General features: G+C 40.7%; 18 protein-coding genes, 1 tRNA gene and 1 pseudogene. 10 read left to right on the top strand and 10 right to left on the bottom strand.

The window, feature by feature from the left end; translation table 11 throughout:
• The first annotated feature begins 167 nt into the window (after window positions 1-167).
• The 3 genes from HUW48_RS01915 (at window position 168) to HUW48_RS01905 (ending at window position 1,957) form a co-directional block, all read left to right on the top strand.
• Window positions 168-242: transfer RNA gene (locus tag HUW48_RS01915), tRNA-Val, on the top strand.
• A gap of 675 nt (window positions 243-917) precedes the next feature.
• Entirely contained in the window at window positions 918-1,349 is a 432-nt protein-coding gene (locus tag HUW48_RS01910) for a hypothetical protein (protein WP_182414066.1), read from the top strand.
• Window positions 1,350-1,774: 425 nt separating this feature from the next.
• Window positions 1,775-1,957 (top strand): hypothetical protein, encoded by a 183-nt coding sequence (locus HUW48_RS01905; protein ID WP_182414065.1) that lies wholly within the window; start codon window positions 1,775-1,777, stop codon window positions 1,955-1,957.
• A 173-nt stretch (window positions 1,958-2,130) separates the two neighbouring features.
• Here the strand turns inward: HUW48_RS01905 and HUW48_RS01900 are convergent.
• Both HUW48_RS01900 and HUW48_RS27170 read right to left on the bottom strand, forming a co-directional pair.
• Window positions 2,131-2,823, bottom strand: a pseudogene (locus tag HUW48_RS01900) (sugar phosphate isomerase/epimerase family protein); the annotation flags it as partial.
• Window positions 2,824-2,889: 66 nt separating this feature from the next.
• Complete coding sequence (locus HUW48_RS27170) at window positions 2,890-3,012, bottom strand: hypothetical protein (protein WP_262891485.1); 123 nt, start codon at window positions 3,010-3,012, stop codon at window positions 2,890-2,892.
• A 240-nt stretch (window positions 3,013-3,252) separates the two neighbouring features.
• Between HUW48_RS27170 and HUW48_RS01895 the strand changes: the two genes are divergently transcribed.
• Window positions 3,253-3,453: a hypothetical protein gene (locus HUW48_RS01895; protein WP_182414064.1), complete on the top strand. Its 201-nt coding sequence runs from the start codon at window positions 3,253-3,255 to the stop codon at window positions 3,451-3,453.
• A 423-nt stretch (window positions 3,454-3,876) separates the two neighbouring features.
• Here HUW48_RS01895 and xth read toward each other — a convergent pair whose 3' ends face one another.
• Together xth and HUW48_RS01885 are read right to left on the bottom strand one after the other, a co-directional pair.
• Window positions 3,877-4,650: an exodeoxyribonuclease III gene (xth, locus tag HUW48_RS01890; protein WP_182414063.1), complete on the bottom strand. Its 774-nt coding sequence runs from the start codon at window positions 4,648-4,650 to the stop codon at window positions 3,877-3,879.
• A 489-nt stretch (window positions 4,651-5,139) separates the two neighbouring features.
• Entirely contained in the window at window positions 5,140-7,011 is a 1,872-nt protein-coding gene (locus HUW48_RS01885; RefSeq protein WP_182414062.1) for a glycoside hydrolase family 9 protein, read from the bottom strand.
• Between the two features lie 256 nt (window positions 7,012-7,267).
• On the opposite strand from HUW48_RS01885, the gene HUW48_RS01880 reads away from it, so the two are divergent.
• Window positions 7,268-7,690, top strand: coding sequence for a Dabb family protein (locus HUW48_RS01880; RefSeq protein WP_182414061.1), 423 nt, complete (start codon window positions 7,268-7,270; stop codon window positions 7,688-7,690).
• Here HUW48_RS01880 and HUW48_RS01875 read toward each other — a convergent pair.
• A complete protein-coding gene (locus tag HUW48_RS01875) occupies window positions 7,687-8,727 on the bottom strand; it encodes a polysaccharide lyase (protein ID WP_182414060.1) in 1,041 nt (346 codons plus the stop codon). The genes HUW48_RS01880 and HUW48_RS01875 overlap by 4 nt on opposite strands.
• Before the next feature lie 509 nt (window positions 8,728-9,236).
• On the bottom strand, window positions 9,237-11,672 hold the full coding sequence (locus HUW48_RS01870) for a penicillin acylase family protein (protein ID WP_182414059.1): 2,436 nt from the start codon (window positions 11,670-11,672) through the stop codon (window positions 9,237-9,239).
• 344 nt (window positions 11,673-12,016) lie between these two features.
• Between HUW48_RS01870 and HUW48_RS01865 the strand changes: the two genes are divergently transcribed.
• The gene (locus HUW48_RS01865; RefSeq protein WP_317173808.1) at window positions 12,017-12,433 is read left to right on the top strand and encodes a BrxA/BrxB family bacilliredoxin; all 417 of its coding nucleotides are present in this window, start codon (window positions 12,017-12,019) and stop codon (window positions 12,431-12,433) included.
• Window positions 12,434-12,707: 274 nt separating this feature from the next.
• Here the strand turns inward: HUW48_RS01865 and purD are convergent, their stop codons facing one another.
• Together purD and recQ are read right to left on the bottom strand one after the other, a co-directional pair.
• Window positions 12,708-13,985, bottom strand: a complete 1,278-nt coding sequence (purD, locus tag HUW48_RS01860; RefSeq protein ID WP_182414057.1) for a phosphoribosylamine--glycine ligase — start codon at window positions 13,983-13,985, stop codon at window positions 12,708-12,710.
• A 329-nt stretch (window positions 13,986-14,314) separates the two neighbouring features.
• Entirely contained in the window at window positions 14,315-16,495 is a 2,181-nt protein-coding gene (recQ, locus tag HUW48_RS01855) for a DNA helicase RecQ (protein ID WP_182414056.1), read from the bottom strand.
• A 74-nt stretch (window positions 16,496-16,569) separates the two neighbouring features.
• Between recQ and HUW48_RS01850 the strand changes: the two genes are divergently transcribed.
• On the top strand, window positions 16,570-17,541 hold the full coding sequence (locus tag HUW48_RS01850; RefSeq protein WP_182414055.1) for a KpsF/GutQ family sugar-phosphate isomerase: 972 nt from the start codon (window positions 16,570-16,572) through the stop codon (window positions 17,539-17,541).
• Between the two features lie 6 nt (window positions 17,542-17,547).
• Window positions 17,548-18,618 (top strand): mannose-1-phosphate guanylyltransferase, encoded by a 1,071-nt coding sequence (locus HUW48_RS01845; RefSeq protein WP_182416237.1) that lies wholly within the window; start codon window positions 17,548-17,550, stop codon window positions 18,616-18,618.
• A gap of 110 nt (window positions 18,619-18,728) precedes the next feature.
• Here the strand turns inward: HUW48_RS01845 and HUW48_RS01840 are convergent, their stop codons facing one another.
• Both HUW48_RS01840 and HUW48_RS01835 read right to left on the bottom strand, forming a co-directional pair.
• Window positions 18,729-20,957: an NADP-dependent isocitrate dehydrogenase gene (locus tag HUW48_RS01840; RefSeq protein WP_182414054.1), complete on the bottom strand. Its 2,229-nt coding sequence runs from the start codon at window positions 20,955-20,957 to the stop codon at window positions 18,729-18,731.
• A 476-nt stretch (window positions 20,958-21,433) separates the two neighbouring features.
• Window positions 21,434-22,243, bottom strand: coding sequence for a hypothetical protein (locus HUW48_RS01835; protein ID WP_182414053.1), 810 nt, complete (start codon window positions 22,241-22,243; stop codon window positions 21,434-21,436).
• 218 nt (window positions 22,244-22,461) lie between these two features.
• On the opposite strand from HUW48_RS01835, the gene HUW48_RS01830 reads away from it, so the two are divergent.
• Complete coding sequence (locus tag HUW48_RS01830; protein WP_182414052.1) at window positions 22,462-22,989, top strand: CopD family protein; 528 nt, start codon at window positions 22,462-22,464, stop codon at window positions 22,987-22,989.
• Between the two features lie 44 nt (window positions 22,990-23,033).
• Window positions 23,034-23,708 carry an endonuclease V gene (locus HUW48_RS01825; protein ID WP_182414051.1) on the top strand — a complete coding sequence of 225 codons (675 nt, stop codon included), beginning with the start codon at window positions 23,034-23,036 and terminating at the stop codon, window positions 23,706-23,708.
• Window positions 23,709-23,771: the final 63 nt, after the last annotated feature.

Below are 23,771 nucleotides of genomic sequence, written 5' to 3'. Positions count from 1 at the left end.
TAATAATCCGGAATAAAGCATTAAAAATACTCGGGAAATTTCTTCGGGGCAACTTTCACTGCGGATAAAAATTTTCTGTTTTTTTTGAACAAAAAATTTGCAGTGATAAAAAAACCTACCATATTTGCACCACAATAAACGACAACGGCAGGTTGTCAGATTAAAATGGGGTGTTAGCTCAGCTGGTTCAGAGCACCTGCCTTACAAGCAGGGGGTCACTGGTTCGAATCCAGTACGCCCCACATTGATAAAAAAGCACTTATATCGATAAAAAGATGTAAGTGCTTTTTTTATGTACATACATTTAGCCTTATATTATTTTTTATACCTTATCTACACTCTTTTTCAGTGTTCGTATTATAGGCAGTTAAACTATTTATACAGTATTCAGTCTTTATACTTCTTTAACTTACCCATTTTCTTTAAGGTGCCTTTAAACAGTTCTAAAGCAATCAGCTTGTTTGCAGCTTCATATTGGGAAAGTTTTAATTCTATACCCTGATATCCATTAATGTTCCTATAAAGCTTCTATGCGTTCAATAATGTGATCCAAGTCTTCTTCAGTTATTACGGTTGCTGGTATAATTAAAAATGTTGGCGTTAAAAATACATCTACTAAGGTAGAATAAACATTACATTCATAAACTTCAAATTTAGAGCCTTAAGAAAAGATAAAATTCTCAAAAGTTTTCTGTATTACTTTAAGGTCTTTTCCCCTTTCATTTACCCAAAGGCGTGGTATTGAATTCTGTAGTCAAGGCTTGAAAAAGAAGGTTGAATTTCCTTAACTTATTTACTTAATTACCTGCACCTTACACAATTCTTCTCGTATACTGTCACCATCACTCCTATTGCTTTTCTAATTCAGGCTGGAATAATTTATTAAAAAGTAAATTCATTCTTTAATTGTTACCCCGATGAATACTGCTATTTCCAATTACCCGGTCTTTGAAGATGAAACCCACATAATCCAGATTGAGAAAGAGCATTCTTTACTGTGCTTGACCTGGAAGCAGCATCCGGATAGTACGCTCTATCGTGCGGGTTACCGGCATGCTATTCAAGCCGCTTTAGCTTATAAAGTTCAGTTTTGGTTAACGGATTCCCGGAAAGTACCTTATCTGATTATGGCCGATCAGCGATGGATGTATTCTAAAATGCGCCCTTTGTTAAAAGGCGGTAAAATAAAGAAGATGGCGCTCGTTTTACAGCCAGAATCTCTCATGATGACCGACAAGTATCCTTACTTAGATCAATTGGATAAGAACACGAAAACCAACCATTCTCTTCATTTTGATTTCTTTTTAGATTTGGATTCTGCCTATGCTTGGCTCTTAGATGCAAATTAACCATCTCATGCACGTGCATAAATGTACTTTAAACTGTTGTTAATCTATAAAGGGAGCTTTTACTTGTAAACTGCTTTTAAGCGGCTATATCTATTAAATTGAGGCAGATAATTGGTACTATTTATTTGAGCCACTAAGGATATGGCTTATTCACTTAACGGCTTGTGGCAATAATTATATTAAATTGCTTAAACCAACAAGTAACAAGCAAGTATACTGTAAAACCTAACTTCTGGGGAAAGCCATTTTTAAGTATTTCTTGCTAGTTGCCTGCTTTTAATAGAATGCGTTTTTCTAAATGCTACTTATTTATTTATAACTATTCATTCGGTTGGATTTTATTATTTCGTAATATCACAACTTTGGCCCCTAAACATTGTATAACCTGTTTTGTTAGTCTACTTTTAATTAAGAATAAAGAAACTATGAATGAAGCAGATAAAATAACCGCCTCCCAGCGAGTAGTAGAACTTTCTACCCAACGTAATTTAACGGATGAGGAGCAATTGGAGTTAAATGAACTACGGGAGCAACTAACCGCCCCAACGCCCTTAAATAACCAGGAAGATGATTTTATTAATCCTTTAATTACTAATAGTAACGAGTAAAAGAAGAGATAAAGCTGTTAAAGCCAACTTATTAAAGTTGGCTTTTTTATTTAACGGATTAGTATTTAAAGGCTAATTCTTTAACCTATATAACAGGAACTCAATAAACGGCTCGAAATTAAAATAGATCTTAAATTTCAGAATAAGCCTTATTGCTATAATTTACTATTACCCTATTGCGCGCCTGACTGGCCTACTTGGTTATTGTAGTACTGTACCGTTTTAAGTACAGATGGCAAGTTACTTGGCAAATCTTCGGCATCGCGTTCAATGTAAATATGCCCTTGGAATTGTTGTTTTTTCAACTCTTCAAAAATGGCGGGAAAATCAATAATGCCGGTTCCTACCGGTACATCTTTCAGTTTAGGGTTATTGTAAGCTGCAATATCTTTTAAGTGCACCCCAATTATATGGCCTTTTAGCTTTTTTACCGCATCTATTGGATTAATCCCGCTCTTAGGCCAATGACCCAAATCTGCACAGGCACCAAAATTAGGATGATTCTTTAAAGCTGCTAAAACGGAATTCGGATGCCAATACCGGCTCGTGCCTTTCCAATGTTCATGAATAGCTACTTTCATTCCGTAAGTTCTCGCTAAACTATCAATGCTGTCCCACATGTTTACCGGTGGCTCTGCGGTTACAAATTTTGCGCCCAATTGTTTCGCTATTTCAAATTGTTTTTTCCAGGATTGAATGGTTGAATCGCCTACAATATACACCGATTCTGCCTTTAGGTCTTTCTGATCTATAAGTGTTCTGAGCTTTTTAATGCCCGCCGGCGAAAGCTGCAGAATCATGGAATCTTTCAAATCCGGACCTGCCTGATGAAAGGTGTTGGGTTCTATATAGGTTAAACCGGCACTGTCTACTTTAGCTAAGGCATTCGGAAAATCAAAAGTATGAAAAGTCCATAGGGCAACTCCAAATTTTCAGTTCTTAGTTACATCTTCGTCCGATTCGGTGGAGCTTTGGTTAGAAGTATTTTTGCTGTTACAAGCCGCAATAGTTAATGCTATTAACATTAACAAGAAAACACCTTTTAGCTTATTCATTTTTTTAGATTAGTAATTTAAATAAAAAAACACCAGTTTCAAGATAGTAGATAGTAGACTTTTGTGTATAAGTAATGGGAGGCTAATGCTTTTTATTAAAATTTCAATAGCAAGTATAGTAATACAAAATCATATCAAAAAACTATCCTAGATTTTACTTGACAGTTAGCGTTTCCTTTGGAGACGGGAACCGGCTCCATGTTCAAGTTCCATCTTATTAGATACGGCTGAGTTTGCCTCGTGGCCGGCAGGCCTCGTTTAGCTCTTTCGGGCGGTTTAGCGAACCTTGGCTCACTGCGTTGCGCCATGCCTCCTACGTCGGCACCGGAACGCTACAAGGCCCTCCACAGCCAAACTGGTGTCTTTGTTTTTAGCTACTGCTTTTCTTCACCTCTTGTACAATTCAGGAAAAGGAAAATGATTTTAATGGGCGGCTACTAATGACAAGAATTAACAGAATTAAACTTCCTGGTTCTGCTTCCCCTCTCCACAGATTCTAATAAATTCGGCTTCATACAATTTAATACTATTTAAAAAAGTAAATACAGTAGCTACTCGCAACAATACCAGTTTGGCTGTGGAGCACCTGCTAGGGTTCCGGTGCCGCAGGCATTCCGCAGACGAAGTCGAGGAAAGGAAGGCTAGCGAGTGCGGAAGAGCCAAACGAGGCCCGCCGCCTGGAGGCTTGAAAAGTCTCCAAAGAACTACATCAAAGTCCGCTATAGCAACTACTGCTTATTATTGGGTATAATTAACTCGTCCGGTTATTTATCCAAGTACCTATCCTCCTACAATTATATCGTAATTCAAGTAAAAATTCGACGGACCAAAGTTTTGCTTTCTTTAAGAATAACTTTTCTATCATTAATCCGCCAGTTCAATCCAAACGGGTGCATGGTCACTGGTTTTTTCCCAACCCCGCACGTCACTATCTACTCCCGCTGCCAGAAGACTGCTATCTAAATGGGGGCTGAGCAGGAAATGGTCAATCCGAAGGCCCGCATTGCGCTCGTACGCATTCCGGAAATAATCCCAAAAAGTATAAATCGGCTCGTTCGGATATAATTTTCGGAGGGCATCCGTCCATCCCTGGTCGACGAGGATTTTAAATGCCGATCGGCTTTCGGGCCGGAAAAGAGCGTCCTCCAGCCAGCGCTCCGGCCTATACACATCCTGTTCCGTTGGAATTACATTAAAGTCTCCGGTTAATACTACAGGCTTGTTCAAGGCCAAGAGCGCGGCCGCATGCGTATTAAAGCGTTCGAACCAGCGAAGTTTATAATCGAACTTTGGCCCGGGAGCAGGATTGCCGTTGGGTAAGTAAAGGCAGCCAATGTGAATGTTGTTTACTACCGCTTCTAAATAACGGCTCTGGGTATCTTCTTCGTCGCCTGGCAGCGTTCGGCTAACTTCCTGTATTTCTAAGTTGCGCGTTAAAATAGCTACGCCATTCCAACTTTTTTGCCCTTGCCAAATACCTTGGTAACCTATATCGGCAATTGCCTGTTCGGGAATTTTTTCTGTCGGTGCCTTTAGTTCCTGCAAACACACTACATCCGGCGCAGTAGTTTCGAGCCAACGAAGTAATACCGGAAGCCGGGCATTTATACCGTTAACATTATAGGTAGCTATTTTCATTTTGCAACGGAGAACGATTAATTAGCATTAGCTTTTCAATATGAGAATATTTTCAGGACTTATCATTATGCTTTTAGTAAGCCTGTTGCCGAAAGTAAATTTACCAAAATCTTATCTTCTTATAGGTTGGTTATGGTTGCTCCTACCACTTTTTTCATCGGCCATGCCCAATCAACTGCTTTATAGTTTGTCGAGGTTCACCTTAATTATTTTTCCGATTTACTTTTTTGGAGCAAGTTTAACATACCGGCCTTGTATTACTGTTATATCGGGTTCAATAGTATTTTTTTGGCTCTAAGTGTTTGTCTGTTTTCTAACGGATGGTGGGTAGGATAATTAAATTAAGTAAAGAGACACAAGTATAAAGATATTAGACGTTAAACCTTAGCAAAACACAAGTAACTGAATGCTAGCATTATAATACAACAATCTCTACATTTAGAATAATAAATTAATTTTGTGCAGTTACTTAAGCAATTAAATAAAAACTTAATTACCCGCCGATAATTCTGCCATTAACCATAAAGTATAAGCTACCATAGGGGTCCAATACTCAGAAATCTGCCAATCTCCTTTTCCTGTTACGGGCATATCAGAATGGTCGCCGCCTAAACCGTTTAGCACGGCGCCGGGTAATACGGGCGTATTGGGCAGAAAAGACGAGCCGCCAAAATGCGGCGGATGGTTGTAACCAACTCCTGCCATAGTGGAGCTGCTGAACGGGTTAGAACCGAGAATCCAGTCCAGTTGTTTTTGGGCAATTGCTTTCATCCGATCGTCTTTTAAAACAACAGCTGCTTTTACTAGACCAACCCCCGCCGAAGCCAGATTAGAATTAATACCAACCCACCATTCCTGTTCCGGTTCCATAAAATAGCGGTACCAGTATTTTCCGGCTTTACGGTCTCCGCCGGGATCTTTTTTATCATACAAACCCCAGGGCACAATGTTGAAACTGTTTTTACCGGCGAGTAACAATAAATAATTTTCAGCATAATTCTTTATCATACCTTTCCATAAAGCAACATCTTTATCTTTCGGAAATAGTTGCACCAAATCACTTAAACCAATAAAAGCCTGCGGGCCATTCCAGATATTTTTGTAAGGCTCCTGGCTGGCGAGTGCCGTATAAAAAAAGCCCGAAACCTCTTTTGCCGAACTTTTTGCTTGCATTTTGCTTAATTGCCGGGCGAGCTCTACTGCTCTTTTCTGATAGGTAGCTTGTTTAGTGGTTTTGTACATTTCAATGGTGGCTTGCAACGCCGCTCCTGCATTGGCAACAGAAGAGTCACGTCCTGATTTTAAACTCCAATCGTAACATTTTTTGGCAGCCTCCAGGCATTTTTTAGCATAAGTCGGATCAATTTTTTCGGTGATACGTGCCATTAGAGCTTCGGAAGTTATAAAATTATATTGCGCCATCATATCTACGGGCTGCGTTTGAATAATACGGTCGTCGTGGTTGGCGGCAACCAGCATGAGTTGTTTGGAGGTACCGGCGTTGGGTGTTACCAGGTTAATAGGAGTGCCTCCGCTAGCTATTTTATTATCCGTCCAACGGTTATTATCGGAATGCTTTTTTAAATCGCCACCAATAAAATCCATTACGTAACCTAATGGCTCCTGCATTTTTAAAAAATACTGATTTCCCCAGCGCAATTCCTCTAAGATAGCTTTTTGGTAAGCAGGTTCTTGTAACTCATACGTTCTGGCCAAACCCATTACTCCGTAAATGGTAGCCGACACCCATTTTCGCAAATCACTCGCATCGTGCCACCCACCCGAAACATCCTGGTGCTTGCCATTATCAAAACGAATTCCATCATCTACGTGGCAGGGCGTTAAATAACCGGTGGAACTGGCGCCGCATCGTTGCAAAGAGAAATAGCCAATTACCATATTAATCGGTGTTTGATAAACCTCGCGGGAAATACTAAAAGGAAAAGACCGCAATGTATCGGCCCGCAAGTAATAGCGGCCCTCTTTTATTAACTTGCTAAAATCGGCGGTAAGGTAATTACCAAAATCGCCGGGCTGCGGAACAAGCGTACCCTGGTAGGCAACTTGGCCAGTAGTAACTTCTACCACCTCAAAATTTCTTTTTTCGGTACCTTTAGTTAACACCGTTTTAGTAGCCTCAGGAAGGTAACCTACCTGGTTAGTTAACAAAACAACGTCCAAATCGCGAGAAAGACGCTGCGCCCGCAGCGCAGAAATACCACTCAGGATATTAAGAAAAAATAAAAGCAGGAGTATCTTTTTTACTTTAGCGCTATATCTTGTACAACTCAAACCACTATAGCCATTTTTTATCCGGTAAAATTGGTTTACTGAATTGTAGAGTATAGTTCTGCTTTCCATTATGTGTTTTAATTAGATATAGTTTATAAGACTGGCTTTTAGCAATATAATTGTTTCTATTATCTACCGCTACAGTCTACTATATTTACTATTTAAAAGATTAGAATAGAAAAATGTACTAAATCCTTTTCTTGTAAAATATTGCTTACCGCTTTTATGGCGAGGATTTAACTACCATGACTTATTAAACGTGCGTACAGGATTAAAACTACCCAATCATTCCAGAGAAATGAAATTATTACTTTACTAACCCAATATGCAAAAATTAACAATTCTACTCTTTTTAAATTTTATTCTGATTTCAGCTTGTACTCCCAAAACCTTTACTTCTACTCCACAAGAGAAGCGTACAGTACATCTACCGGCAGAAGCCCAAATTCAACGGATAGTTTGTTTTAAATTTAAAGCAGGCACTACTCCCGAAGCCATTAAACAACACATGCGTGGTTTTGCTAACCTACAAGACAGCATTTCCTATATTCTGTCTTATCAGGTGGGGCCAACTGTGCTCGGCGACTTAACGGAAAAACCAGAATACGATGTAATGCATTATTGTACTTACCGCAGCGAAGAAGAAATAAAGCTTTATTCCGTTCACCCGGTACACCAGCGATTTATAAAGCAAAATCAAGGCATTTGGGAAAAAGTTTTGGTTATTAATTCCCGCATAATAAATTAAGGCGCTACATCTTTGTAACTGGACTTAGAGTTGCCGTGCCGGATATTGGAAATATAAACCACGCGGGGCAACTGCACTTTGCGGTTGTAAATACCCGCTTTAAAGTAAGGATATTTACGTTTATCGTTAAAGGTAGTGCCGCCCTCATAATCCATTACTTTTTTGCCGTTGATGAATAACCGGGCATATCCGTCTGGTTCGTAAGTGTGCTTTATTTCCAAAACCATTTCCAGGAATTTATCTTTCAGCAGTGGTCCTAAATCAAACTTTTCATCGATATCAGTTTTATTTGTATTTACCGGCAAGTCCGAATGGTGAATGGTAACTTTTAAATGGTCTTTATGCACGTGCAGGGCAAACTGCGGATTACGGGCTTTTTCACCTAAATGCTTGTCATCGTAGCCGTGCAACTGCATTACAATATCAAACTCATCCGACGGATCCCAGTATTCTTTCGGAAAATACATGACCCAACCGTACTTTACTTCGGCTTCGTTATCGGGTTGTAGTAAAATTTCGGAACGTACTACTCCTTGTGCCACGTCATCGGGGGTGAGTTCAAAGCGGGCGAGCGGCTGGCCTTTCCAGGTTTTTTGATTATCTAAAGTTAAGCCATGCGCAGTAGTAACTTGTTTCCGTAAATTCTTAGGCACTCCCTGAGCAAAGTTTACTTCCGCTCTTAAATTAGCGCGTTCAATAGGCAACTGCGATGGAGCAGGTACTACCTTTTTAGGTTTAGCCGGTGAATTATTTTTTTTCCAGGGAGGAGTTGTTTTTTGTTTAACCGGCTCCTGAGCTACTAATTTGGTGGCAGTTGCCGGAAGCTTTTCCGGAACTTTTGCGGTTATTTCTTTTACGGTATCAGGAATGGCCGGAGTTGAATCTACTGCCGATTGAATAACCGGTTGCCTTATTTCTAGTTTTTCGGTGGCAGTTTCGGTTTTCTCTTCCTGATTGCCCGATGATTGGCAGCCGGGTAAAAATCCAAATGTGGTACTAAACGCGAGCCCAACAAACAGGCAAGTTGATTTTTTCATTTATTTAATTTTTTGACCAGTTCGTAGAGCGGTGTACGCTCTAAATAACAAAACAGAAGCTTCTAAATAGTAAAAACTATATCACCCTCTTATTTTCTGCTCTGCTTAAAGCAGCATGTAGTAGAGTTTTCTGTTCTAGTTATTTTTTAAACACTGACCAATAAGTTTAGTGCGGCAAACCATTCGGAGTTAAATCAAAAGTTAGGCTAATAATCAGCCACTATCTATCTATTATAAGGTTGTTCCACTTCGTTCATCTTCTATTGAAACGATGCAGAATTTAAAAAATTTACTACAGCCTTTAAATAATCCAGGGCAAAAATAAATATTCATCTTCACGCGCAGCTTTAATAAAAAAACAACCATCCCTGCCCCTCCTAAACTTAGGAGGGAAGCTTTTCCCCAACTTATCATCTATCATTTAATTGGTCTCTTTAAATAATTCAGGGTAAAAGAATACTCTAATTTATTTTTACAACCTAATTAGTTGGCAATAGAACTTTATTTATTTACTTTTTTACTAAACGCAAATGCACCATTTGCCGGGCAGCCGGCTCTGAAGAAGATTTAAGGTAAAGCAATTTATTTAATTTGCCCTGTCGCCAGGTTTCAATTAAGTTATCGTAGTAAAAACTTCCCGGATTACCAGATTGCCCACCCGGATAAACGCCATACCCTTGCACTTCCGGGCCTAACGCTACCACCATACGCCACGACGGACCATGTCTCGGGCCGGTAGCGTTTACAATTCCGGGGCCACCACCCGTTAATACATCGTTTTTCCCGAAACCGGGAAGCTTCGCTAGGTGCATAATATCCGTACTTTTTACTTGAGCCCATTGCCATTTTGGACCAAGCGGCCCATAGCGTTGCTGCAACGAATCGATAGCCACCTGAAAAGTAGTAGTAGCTAATTGTTCCAGCGTTTCTTTGGCCGAAGTATTTTGGTTATTAAACCAGTGCGCTTGTGGCTCGGTTAAAATAAGCTGCATCGTGCGGTCGCGGCTCGGATAACGCAACTCCATTCCTTGTGTGCTTCCAAATTCATCTTCCCAAATGGCTTTATCCAGGGCAGGTCCCCATTCCTGAAATATACTGGGTGCTATTTGGGCGGCATCGTTAAAGTAATTCCAGGTAGTTAGCACCGAAAAGGCCTGTTGCTGCGCTTTAGTTAATTTTTCTTTTTGTATGGCCGCCAGTAAAGCCGGTAAAATAGTTTGGGCGTGCAGGTTTAAGTTATCATTCTGCAATTGGCGCATACTATCTACAGTTACCTGTTGCATTTGCGAGAGCCGCTGATTAATCCGGATGCCGCGTTGAGCCGGAGCAAACTGCCAATTTAAATAATAAGGATACTGCTTCGGATCGGCGGAAAATTGATTGGCCGAACTAACAAAACCCCGTGCCGGGTTTTCTACGTGCGGGTTATGTGCTTGCGGAATCCAACCTTGCCAATCGTAAGCCGGATTAGTACCATCCAGAATAAATTTGCCTTGGTCTGGCCACTTCAGCGGAAATTTACCATTGGGCCAAATAGCAATATTTTTAGCGTCATCGGCGTAAATAAAGTTCTGGGCTGGTGCGGTATAAAAAGTGAGGGCCTGGCGGTAATCGTTGTAATTCTTAGCCCGGTTTAAGAGATAAAATGCCAGCATTTCGTTCGAGGCATCGTGGGCAATCCAGCGCATGGCATGTTTTACGGGTGCTTGCTTATTAAAAACCTTGTCGGATTGATCGTAAACAATGGGGCCATGATGAGTGTATGAAACTGTATCGAATACTGTTGCTGCTCCTTTAATTTTAATTTCTTCTATTACTTTCCGGATAGGTTTCCATTGATGGGCATGCCAGTATTGCTGTTGGGTTTTATCTTTAAATTTTAGCTGGTACCAATCCATTACGTCGGCATCTACATTGGTAACCCCCCAACTAATGTGCTGGTTAAAACCAATAATAACGTTAGGCGCGCCCGGCAGCGAAACACCGCACACATTCATATCAGGAGTTACTAATTGCACCTGGTACCAGATAGAAGGTAACCTTAATTCCAGGTGAGGATCGTTGGCCAAAATAGGATAACCCGTAGCTGACTTTGCCGCTGAAACGGCCCAATTATTACTACCTAACTCCGGATCGGGTTCTTGTGGTCGTTTAATTTCTGCTAGCTGAGCCGAGAAAGAAGCAGGTACGGGAGGTATTGGCAATGGCTTAAAATCTAAGGGAGTACCCGAAGGCACAATCGGATCTTCCCGGAAAGGATAATCCGGGAATAAATCTTTGGTAATGGCTGGCCCGTACTTACGCAAAATATTTGTCATGCGCAGATCATCGCTGCGGCCAGCCAGATCAAAGGCCATTAACTTAAGCAACAAAGCACATTTAAGGGGTGTCCAGGGTTCCGGGGCGTAGTTGAGTAACTTGTATTCTAAGGGGTAATCGCTGGGTTTTAATTGCCCAATATAAGCGTTAATTCCGGCAGTAAAGGCTTCCAACATTTCTCGCGACCGAGCATCGGCAAGCATGGCTTTTAACGATTGCTGGGCGCCATATACCATTCCCATCCGGCGTTGGTAGCGATCAAACTCAATGGCCTTAGAGCCAACCACTTCAGATACCCGGCCAGCGGCTGCATAGGTTTGAAATTCCATTTGCCAAAGACGGTCTTTAGCCGTTACGTAGCCTTGCGCATAATACACATCGTAATTGTTATGAGCAAAAATGTGAGGCACCCGATTTTCGTCGTAAAAAATCTGTACTTCGGCTTGTAAGCCGGCTAAAGGCAATTCAACGGCTTTTAAATTATCGCGTGTTTCGGCATTTTGCCAGAAGCCCACAAACGGACTCAAAAATTTGCCAATTGGTGGCACCACTCCAAAAGATGTATTTAAAGCAATTATTAAGGCTAAGCTAAGGACAACGCTTAAAACAGCTCGTATTACTTTCATACTTATTTTTACTACTGGTAAATTACCGGAAGATAAACGGATTACGAAAGAATAAAAAGAATCTGGTGCTGCTTATGCGAGGAATTTAGAACGAATAAGAAAAGTACTAGCACCCGGTTCTCTGATTTTAAACAAAATCTTAATTTGCTGGTTGATTTTCTCTAAAACCTGAAGGTAAAAACAAATCTGCAGTAGATGATAAAAGCCTATTTTGAAACTTAGCGAAGAATAAATTGTTATGGTCGATATAAGCTATACTTTTACTTTTTCGACTTATCCTAAAGTTTCTGTAATTTAGCGTGTATATTAGTTTATTAACTGTTTAAATAATTTTTATTATGGGAATGTATCCTGAATATATGGTAGCTCCAATCCGGGAAGATTTAACCTCGGCTGGTTTTGAGCAATTAATGACCCCGGAAGAAGTAGAGCAAGTACTTTCTGAAAATGAAGGCACTGTGTTAGTAGCTGTTAATTCGGTTTGTGGCTGCGCTGCGGCTAAAGCCCGTCCGGCTTTAAAAATGGCAGTTGCTTCTAGCGATAAACGTCCGGATAAACTGGTTACTGTTTTTGCCGGTATGGAAGGCGAAGCCGTTGCGAAAGCCCGCGAACACATGCTGCCCTACCCTCCTTCTTCGCCGTCTATTGCTTTGTTTAAAAATGGCGAGTTGGTGCATATGATTGAGCGTTACCACATTGAAGGCAACGACTTAACCCGCATCGTTGATAATTTAAAAGGTGCTTTCGAAGATTATTGCTAAAACCAGAATCGCGGATTAAACGGATTACCCGGGTTCCGCAGATTTAACATGATAGTCTTACTTTTTTAAGTAAGGAAAAGCAAAAAGAAAAGAGGCTAGCTTTATCAGGTAGCCTCTTTTCTTTATACATCCGAAATTTGTAGAGTTATAAATCTGTTCTAGGTCATTTAGTAAAAAATTATCCGGACAAACTGGAAATTTATTACTCTAATAATTATCAAAAAATAATCTGCGGAATCCGGGTACTCCGTTGATTCCGCGATTCTGATTTAACTTACCGCAAGTCGAATCCAATGTCGCGGCGGTAATTTCTACCGGCCCAAGTAATTTTTTCGGCGGATTGACGAGCCTGCTCGAGCGCTTCTGTTATATTATTTCCTAAACCGGTTACCGCTAGTACCCGTCCACCGTTAGTTAAAATTTTCTTATCTTCTGTTAGAGTAGTGCCTGCCTGAAATAGCAAAGCTTCGGTGGGCTGATCTAAGCCAGAAATTTCATCGCCTTTGCGGTAGTCGCCCGGATAGCCTTCGGCCACCAGCATAATAGTAGCAGCCGTGCGTGGGTCAATTTCCAACCGGAAATTTTGCAATTCGTGGTCGTGTAAAGCTCTAAACAGTTCGAATAAATCTGATTTTATGCGGGGTAAAATGGCTTCGGTTTCCGGATCGCCCAGGCGCACGTTATATTCAATCACGTAAGGTTCGCTGTTTACATTTATCAATCCAATAAAAATAAAACCGCTATACGGTATATTCTCGGTTTGCAAACCTTGTAAAGTTGGTTGAATAATGCGTTCTCGAACTTTTTGCATAAAAATTTCGTTGGCAAACGGCACCGGTGAAATAGCGCCCATACCACCCGTATTTAAGCCGGTATCTCCCTCGCCAATACGTTTGTAATCTTTAGCTTCCGGCAATAGCACGTATTCTTTACCATCGGTTAAAATAAATACCGATACTTCAATGCCCTGCAAAAACTCTTCGATTACTACTTTACTACTCGCTGCCCCAAATTTTTGTCCTTGCAGCATAGCCTGGAGTTCAGCGGCCGCTTCTTCGTACGAACCCGCAATTACTACTCCTTTTCCGGCTGCTAAACCATCGGCTTTTAGTACTACCGGGTACGCATGATTTTGTAAATAAGTAAGGCCTTCCTGAAAAGAGTCAACCGTAAAAGTTTGGTACCGGGCCGTAGGAATATTGTATTGCTGCATAAAGCGCTTCGAAAAATCTTTGCTGCCTTCTAACTGCGCTCCTGCTTTACATGGCCCAATTACCAGAATATGCTTTAAATAATCTAAACTTTGAAAGTAATCATGAATGCCATCTACTAAAGCGGCCTCCTGCCCTACCACCACCATCATAATGTTAAAATCGTCAGCAAATTTGGCCAGTTCCTTAAAGTTAGTGATAGAAATATCTACGTTAGTAGCTATTTCGGCGGTACCAGCATTGCCAGGAGCAACAAAAATGCGCTCGCAGTATTGACTTTGTTTCAGCTTCCAGGCCAGCGCATGTTCTCTGCCGCCTGATCCGATGATGAGTATGTTCATGATGTACTAGTTGAATAGTTGAGCTGCTCGATTAAAGGATAACCTCTTCTGCTTTTTACTTTTTTGTACTCTAACCGAAGTTGCGAAGTTATTAAAATTTAATCACGGATTTTCACAGATTACCCTGATTACGTGGATTTCAAAGTTTGAATTGCGGATTTTAACAGACTGCGCAGATTATATCCGCAGGAAAATAAAATAATAATGATGAATACTCTTTAATACAAAACGAGGGGCCCACCTAACTAATGAGCCCCTCATTTACTTATGGAAATTATTTTAAAAAAATAATCTTCGTAATCCGGGTAATCTGTGAAAATCCGCGATCCTTAATTAGCGTATTCGCTTAAAAACTTTATACGCATTAATCGGATATCTTCTTCGGTGTAATCGTCGGTGCCTAGTTCTTTTAAGGCTACTCCAATATTATCGGTATTGGCCTGCATAAAATAATCGTACACTTCTTCCTGGCGTTCTTTATCCAGCACGCCATCGATATAATAATTTAAATTAAGCTTAGTACCAGAGTAGCAAATATGTTCAATTTCTTCGATGAGTTCCTGCATGGTAATATCCTTCGACGAAGCAATTTCCTCCAGGTCCATCTTTTTATCAATCTGCTGAATAATATAAATCTTAATTTTCGATTTATTTACCGTGGTTTTTACTACTACATCAGCCGCCGTTACTATATCGTTATCTTCAACGTATTTGCTGATTAAATCCAGGAATTGCTTCCCAAACTTCTGCACTTTACCCATTCCTACGCCGGAAATATGCGCTAAGTCTTCTTTGGTAGTTGGGTAGGTAGTAGCCATTTCTTTCAAAGAAGGATCCTGAAAGAGCACGTAAGGAGGCAAATCCAGTTCTTTCGCCAGCTTTTTCCGGAGTGCTTTGAGCAAATCGAACAACACCGTATCGTGACCGGCCGAGGATTGCGTTTCTTCTTTTTCTTCTTCCTGCTGAACTTCTTGTTCGAAATCGTGGTCTTTGGTCAATTTAATTGGGTGAGGATTCTCAATAAAGTTGAGGCCTTTCTCTGTAATCTTAACCACACCAAAGTTATCAATATCTTTTTCGAGGAAACCGGATAGTAAAACCTGACGAAGTAAAGAACTCCAGAATTGCACGTCGTGCTCCGTTCCTTTACCGTATTGAGGTAATTGGTCGTGGCCGTAGCTTTCTACGTATTGGTTGCTGGTACCGCGTACTACATCCACAATGTGGTCCATTCCAAAACGCTGGTCGGTGGTCACAACAGCTTGTAACGCCAGCAAAACTTCGTCTTGTGCTTCAAACCGCTCTTTAGGGTGCAAACAGTTATCGCAGAACTGGCAATCTTTTTCGTAGATCTCACCAAAGTAATGGAGTAATTGCTTGCGCCGGCAAACCGCCGAATCGGCGTAAGCCGCCATTTCTTGTAGCAATAATTTAGAATTATCGCGTTCGGTAACGGGCTTATCTTTATTAAACTTTTCGAGCTTAAGAATATCGTCGTACGAATAAAACATGAGGCAATTCCCTTCTAGTCCATCACGACCACCCCGGCCAGTTTCCTGGTAATACCCCTCAATGGATTTAGGAGTATCGTAATGCACTACAAAACGAACGTCCGGCTTATCAATTCCCATCCCGAAGGCAATAGTAGCTACAATAACGTCAGCATCTTCGTTCAGGAAGGCATCCTGGTTAGCCATGCGCACACTGGCATCCAGACCAGCGTGGTATGGTAATGCTTTTACATCGTTTACCCGCAGCAACTCGGCAATTTCTTCCACCTTCTTCCGGCTCAGGCAGTACACAATACCGCTTTTGCCCTTGTGCTTCTTTACATATTGAATAAGTTGCTTTTTGGTATTATGCTTCGGGCGAACCTCGTAATATAAATTGGTGCGGTTGAACGACGATTTAAATACCGAAGCATCGTCCATCTGCAGGTTTTTCTGAATATCTAATTGTACTTTGGGCGTGGCGGTTGCTGTTAACGCAATAATGGGCAAATTGCCAATAGTATCAATAATGCCCCGGATTTTTCGGTATTCTGGCCGGAAATCGTGACCCCATTCCGAAATACAGTGAGCTTCGTCGATAGCCACAAACGATATTTTAGCTTTCTGAAGAAAATCTAAAGTTTCTTCTTTGGTGAGCGATTCGGGAGCCACGTACAATAATTTTACGTAGCCGCTAATGGTTTCTTTCTTTACCTTGTTCATCTCGGCTTTTGATAAAGTCGAATTCAGAAACTGGGCATTTACCCCAAAAGCGTTCAGCTGATCTACCTGATTTTTCATCAGGGCAATTAAAGGCGAAATAACAATGGCGGTTCCGTCCAGTACAAGTGCCGGTAGTTGATAGCAGAGTGATTTTCCGGCTCCCGTAGGCATAATCACGAAGGTATTGTTCCCTTGAATGATATTATTTATAATAGCCTCCTGGGTACCTCTAAATTGGCTAAACCCAAAAACTTCCTTTAATTTGCTTTTCAAACTTACCTCTTGCGTGACTGACATGGTTTAATGTATCGTATATTTTCTTGTAACGGTATATAAATTTAAATCCTCTTATTATTTAACACAAATCTAAATTGAATATAGTTAAAAATATTAAATTTATTGCAAAAAAAGTCTTAAATGACGAAGCAATTGCTATTCAAAGGCTTAAAAAATTTATAAATTCTGATTTTGAAGATTGCGTAAAAGCCATATTAAACACAAAAGGCCGGGTTGTAGTAACCGGAATTGGTAAAAGTGCCAACATTGCGGCTAAAATGGTAGCCACTTTTAATTCAACGGGTACTCCCGCCCTGTTTATGCACGCCGCCGATGCCATACACGGCGACTTAGGTATGATTCAGCGCGACGATTTTGTTATTTGTCTATCCAAGAGCGGCAACACTCCCGAAATAAAAGTACTTACCCCTTTGTTAAAACGCAAAGAAGTGAAATTAGCGGCTCTGGTAGGCAACACAAACTCTTACCTGGCCCAAAATGCCGATTTTGTTTTAAACGCGAGCGTAGAAAAAGAAGCCTGCCCGCATAATCTGGCTCCTACCACCAGTACTACTGCTGCTTTGGCACTCGGCGATGCTTTAGCCGTTTGTTTATTAGAAGTGCGTAATTTTAGTACCCGCGATTTTGCTGAGTTACACCCGGGTGGCTCGTTGGGTAAACAATTATATTTAAAAGTTTGCGATATTTACAAACAGCACGAAGTACCTCAGGTAAGTGAAAAAGCTACTTTAAAAGAAATTATTATTCAAATATCTTCGAAGCGTTTAGGGGCAACAGCGGTGCTGGCTCCAGACACGAATACTTTAATCGGCATTATTACCGACGGCGATTTACGACGCATGCTTACCAATTATGAATCGCTGCAAAGCCTTACTGCCGCCGATATTATGACCCGCAACCCGTTAACGATTGACGAGGATGAATATGCCACCGCTGCTTTGGCTTTAATGCAGAAAAAAAATATAACACAGCTAATTGTCACAAAATCCAGTATTTTTGCTGGATTCATTCACTTACACGACCTCTTAAAAGAAGGTTTAGTTTAATTTATGATGCAGTCGACTTTTGTAATTATAATGGCTGGTGGAATTGGAACCCGGTTCTGGCCTTTTAGCCGAGTAAATAATCCGAAGCAATTTCATGATGTGTTAGGGGTGGGTGAAACCATGCTGCAGACCACGGTTAAACGATTTGAAAAAATTTGTCCGCCGGAAAACATTTTTATTGTTACTAATTCGGATTACAGCGGTCTGGTAAAACAACAGATCCCTTTTTTAAAAAATGAACAGATTCTGTGCGAACCTATTGGTCGTAATACGGCTCCGGCTATTGCCTACGCAACGTATAAAATAAAACAGCTTAATCATCGGGCTAATATTGTGGTGGCTCCTGCCGATCACGTTATTTTAAATCAGGAAGCTTTTGTACACAAAATTCAAAAAGCTTTAGATGAAGCCACCAAAGCCGATATTCTGATTACCTTAGGAATTACCCCTAGCCGACCTGATACCAATTACGGATACATTCAATATATTGAAGAAGGTAACGAGTTGAAAAAAGTAAAAACTTTTACCGAAAAGCCTAATTTAGAAATTGCAAAGGTTTTTCTGGATAGTGGGGACTTTGTGTGGAATGCCGGTATTTTTATCTGGAATGTACAAACCATTATGCGGGCGTTCCATGAATTTTTACCGGAAATAACCGAAATTTTTGATGAAGGTATTTCAGTTTTTAATACCGAAGAAGAAAGCACTTTTATAAACCGGGCTTATTCGCACTGCCGTAATATTTCCATCGACTACGGTATTATGGAAAAAGCAGGTAACGTATACATGCTGCCCAGCAATTTTGGTTGGTCCGACTTGGGTACCTGGAATTCCTTATATGCTATTGGCGACAAAGATCCGCAAGGCAATGTAATTGATGGAGAAGTAATGTTGTACGATACTACCAACTGCATTGTAAAAACACCGCAGGAGCGCTTAGTAGTAATAGATGGTTTACACGATTTTATTATTGCCGAGTACGACAACGTACTCATGATTTGCCCAAAGAAAGATGAGCAACGGGTAAAAGATTTTCTAGCGGATGCAAAAAATAAGAAAGGTCTGAATTTTATTTAAATTTATCAGGCCGCTTAACAGTGTAAATAAGTTAAAGTATTTACTAAAAATAGTAAAAAGGCTGTCTGATTTAGAACTCAGACAGCCTTTTTACTATTTTTATTTTACTATTAAAAATTATCTAATGCCGCATTTAAACTAGCACTCGGGCGCATAGCCTCTTCTACTTTTTTTGCATCCGGATGGTAGTATCCGCCTAAATCAACTGATTTACCTTGGGCGGCTATTTGTTCTTCTACAATTTTAGCTTCGTTTTCGGTAAGTTCTTTCGCAAGCGACGAGAACTTGGCTTGTAATTCTGAGTCTTTGGTTTGTTCGGCCATGGCTTGAGCCCAATACAAAGCCAGGTAAAAATGACTACCCCGGTTATCTATGCCCCCTACTTTACGGGAAGGTGATTTATCGTTTTCCAGAAATTTAGCATTTGCCTGATTGAGGGCTTCGGCCAAAACTTGGGCTTTATCGTTTTTAGTTTTATAAGCCAGGTCTTCTAACGAAACACCTAAAGCTAAAAACTCACCTAAAGAATCCCAACGCAGGTAATTTTCTTCTGTAAACTGTTGCACGTGTTTTGGGGCCGATCCACCGGCACCGGTCTCGAACAAGCCACCACCGTCTAAAAGCGGCACAATAGAAAGCATTTTAGCGCTGGTACCCAACTCCAGAATCGGGAACAAATCGGTTAAGTAATCGCGCAACACGTTACCGGTTACCGAGATGGTATCCTGACCAGCTTTGGCCCGCTCACAGGTATAGCGCATGGCTTCTACCGGCGACATGATTTTAATTTCTAAACCAGCCGTGTCATGATCCTGTAAGTAACGCTCTACTTTTTTAATTAAATTAGCATCATGCGGCCGGTTTTTATCGAGCCAGAAAATTGCCGGAGTGTTGGTAATCTTAGCCCGGGTTACCGCTAGTTTTACCCAATCCTGAATTGGTAAATCTTTGGTCTGGCACATTCTCCAGATATCGCCTTCTTCTACTTTATGTTCCATTAAGGTGTTACCAGAGCCATCTACCACCCGAACAGTACCACTTTCCGCAATCTGGAAAGTTTTATCGTGGGAACCGTATTCTTCAGCTTTTTGGGCCATTAAACCAATATTGGGTACCGTACCCATGGTGCTCGGATCAAAAGCTCCGTTTTCTTTACAGAAATCAATTACTACCTGATAGATGCCTGCATAGCTACGGTCCGGAATCATGTATTTGGTATCGTGCAATTTGCCATCTGGCCCCCACATTTTGCCGGAAGTACGAATAGCAGCGGGCATAGAGGCATCAATAATTACATCGTTCGGCACATTTAAATTAGTAATTCCTTTAGCCGAATCTACCATGGCTAGTTCCGGCTGGCTTTTGTAAACTGCCTCAATATCGGTTTCTATGGCTTTTCTTTGATCTTCGGGTAAGCTTTGAATTTTAATTAAAACATCGCCGAAGCCATTATTCGGATCAACTCCAATTTGGCCAAAAGTAGCAGCATGTTTTTCAAATAAATCTTTAAAGAAAATAGAAACTGCCTGTCCGAACATAATCGGATCCGACACTTTCATCATAGTGGCTTTCAGGTGTAAAGACAACAATACTCCTTGCGCCTTAGCATCGGCAATTTCTTTTTCGAAAAAGGCCCGTAAAGCTTTTTTGCTCATTACCGAAGCATCAATTACTTCGCCTTCTTTCAGTTTTAAATTTTCTTTAAGCGTGGTAGTGGTTCCGTTGGCTCCCACAAATTCGATTTTTACTTCGCCGGCTTGCTCCATCGTTACCGATTGCTCGCTGCCATAAAAATCACCGCCATCCATATGCGACACATGCGACTTGGTATCTGAGGTCCAGGCGCCCATTGAATGCGGGTGCTTTTTAGCGTATTGTTTCACCGCATCGGCCACGCGGCGGTCAGAATTTCCTTCTCTTAAAACCGGGTTTACCGCACTGCCTAAAATTTTGGCATAACGGTTCTTGATTTCTTTTTCAGTATCTGATTGAGCATCGGCCGGATAATCGGGAATGTTGTAGCCTTGTGACTGTAGTTCTTTAATGGCCGCCGTTAATTGCGGAATAGAAGCGCTAATATTAGGTAACTTAATTATGTTAGCCTCGGGGGTTTTAGCTAAATCTCCTAAATAAGCTAAATCATCGTTTTGTTTCTGTTCTTCCGATAGATTTTCCGGGAAAGTAGCCAGAATTCGGCCAGCAAGCGAAATGTCCCTGGTTTCAATGGCAATATCGGCGGCTTTCGTAAAAGCTTTTACAATCGGCAAAAAAGAATAAGTTGCCAAAGCCGGGGCTTCATCCGTTATGGTGTAAACAATTTTCGCTGTTTTTGTTGTCATTCTTTCTTTTAGTTTAATTTATAGTACCACTCAACAGAGGCAAATACAGGTTATACGTACTACTTAAAAATTTAAATATAATCGTTTCTGAAATATTCAGACTTATTGCTTTGCGTTTAAACGGCAAATATAATAGTCTTTTTCATATCGCCGAAGTTAGCTTTACTAGCCTGGTGCTGTACTTTTGATGATAGCAGAAAATGAGTTGAAAAACTTTACAAGGTTAGGCGATTTACAACTAACTAAAAAAATCAGAAATAGTTGGTTTGCTGTACAATAACCTAAAAAGGCTTACTACTAATTAATTTACTATTATTACCTGGCAATTTTAAAAAGCTCGCACAAGCTGGTTTTAACAATTAAAATCAACTGTAAAATTTTTATTATACAAGTTTAGTAAATCACGTTTGCCCATTAACAAAAAAGCCGCTACTTTTTAGGGTAGCGGCTTTTACTTTTATCTTCAGAATTTACTTTTACAAATACGTATATTCATTTACCACATCAAAAGTGTTGGTATCGCTCTTTCTGGTGTCTTTAACGGGCAAACCAGTTGTATTGTAGGTATAAGTATGCGTAGTAATTTTGGTCTGACCAGACAGCGGATAGGTTTCTTTTTGCTGGAGAATGTTGTTACTCGACAAAATTTCGGCTCCAATCCCTATTTGTACGGCATTTTGGTAAGGATTAATTTTATTGTCGTAGGTATACTCTACGGTATAATCGTTAACTGGTCCGGATTCGCTGTTTAAGTAATCCATTAATTTAACCACATTACCTGCGGCATTATAGGTGTAAACCGTGTAGCGATGAATGGTAGTAGGTAATTCCGGCTGATAGGTTAGTAATTTCGTTATCTGATTCTGGCTGTTGTATTCTATTACGTTATCGTATTCGTGGTTAAACTCCCCTAGCGGTTGTGGCCGGTTATAATAAGAAATTTTGGTAAGCCGATTGTTGGTGTAGGTGTAGGTAAAGTAACTGAGTTCGTCGCCGTTTATTAATTTAAAATGGCTTTTAGTTAAACGCCCAGCCTCATCATACTCATACTCTCTGTAATACCGGTTAGCGGTTGGGGTACGTTCGGCGGAGTAACGGGCCTTGGTTAAACGCTTTTGCGCATTGTATTGGTATTTAATGGTATCTACCCCGGCAAAAATAACTTTCGATAATACTAAAACTTTTGTATCCGGAATAGGGTCAACGGCATCGTCGGAGGTACAGGCAGTAAAAAAAAGCAAGCTCAATAATATGGATAGATGTAATTGTAAGGTAGTACGGCGCATGGTTTATAATAATTTTGTTTCATAGTTTATTAAGGAGAGTCTTCGCGGGCTTAAAAGGTTGCAAGGGCAAAATGGATAGAACCCTGAAAGCGTAAGGAGACTTAGCTGTTTATCTAACTAAAGTACTTTTTATCAATTATACCTCCGAAAAGTGGAGCACAAAGGGTTTAGTTATTGGTTTAGTTGGTAAGTAATGCAAGGCTGCTTAATTTTGTTGCGTGACTTATTTATACATTAAATCGCTGCACATTATTTTTGTAGTTACCTGGTTCGCCGGCCTGTTTTACATTGTGCGTTTGTTTATTTACTTCGCCGAAGCCACTGAGAAACCCGAACCGGAAAAAACTATTCTGCAAACGCAATTAAAAGTAATGCAAAAGCGGCTTTGGTATGGTATTACCTGGCCTTCTGCGGTACTTACTCTAATTTTCGGCTCTTGGATGTTTTACCTGTACGGGAGTCTGCCGAACTGGCTAATAGTAAAATTAGGTTTTGTAGTGGGTTTATTTCTGTATCATTTTAGCTGTCATAGAATATTTAAACAACACCAACACGGCGAAGTAAAGCAAACTTCCACGCAGCTCCGCATCTGGAACGAAGTAGCCACTCTTTTTTTGGTAAGCATTGTATTTTTGGTTGTGTTAAAAAACAGCATCAGCTTTTTGTGGGGAGTTGCTGGTTTAATTTTGTTTGCAATAATCTTGATGCTGGCTATCCGGATTTATAAAAAACTCCGGGCCAGGTAGTAATCAGAATCGCGGATTTACGTAAAGCCTTTAAAAGAAAACTTATGGCTTACTACAACCACCCGCCAGTTGATCCGGAATTAATCAAAACGCTTACTGCTCGCCAGAACGAATTACAAAAGCAAGTAATACTGCAAAAACCGGATTGTACTATAACTACCATAGCCGGTTGCGATTCTTCTTTTATCGGGGAAAATATCTTATCGGTGTTTGTATTGCTGCGGTATCCGGATCTGGAAATTCTGGAAAAAGTGTGGCATTATGGCGCCGTAGAACTGCCGTACGTACCAGGATTTTTGGCCTTCCGGGAAGCGCCTAATTTGCTCGAAGCGTACAAAAAGCTCACGCAAAAACCTGATTTAATTATGGTAGACGGGCATGGAATCTCGCACCCGCGCCGTATGGGCATTGCCAGTTTTTTGGGCGTTGAATTACAGAAACCAACCATGGGTTTGGCTAAAGAAATACTGGTAGGCAAATTTGAAATGCCAGGCCCGCAGCAAGGTTCCATAAGTCCGGTTGTGCACCGGAACGAGCACATTGCCAATGCTATTCGTACCAAAGAAAAAGTAAAACCGGTTTTTGCTTCGGCGGGCCACCTACTCGACCTGGAAACTGCTACCCAAATTGCCTTGGCTACTACCCGCAAACATAAACTACCAGAACCTACCCGACTTGCCGACCATTATGCCGAAGTATTTAAAGCAGAAGTACGTTAAATAATTTCATTTACCAACTATCATTTACCATTTACCAATTTTTGTTCTGGTAAATGGTAAATG

Source organism: Adhaeribacter radiodurans (genome assembly GCF_014075995.1).
Taxonomy (GTDB): domain Bacteria; phylum Bacteroidota; class Bacteroidia; order Cytophagales; family Hymenobacteraceae; genus Adhaeribacter; species Adhaeribacter radiodurans.
This window is presented reverse-complemented; position numbering and strand designations above follow the sequence as displayed.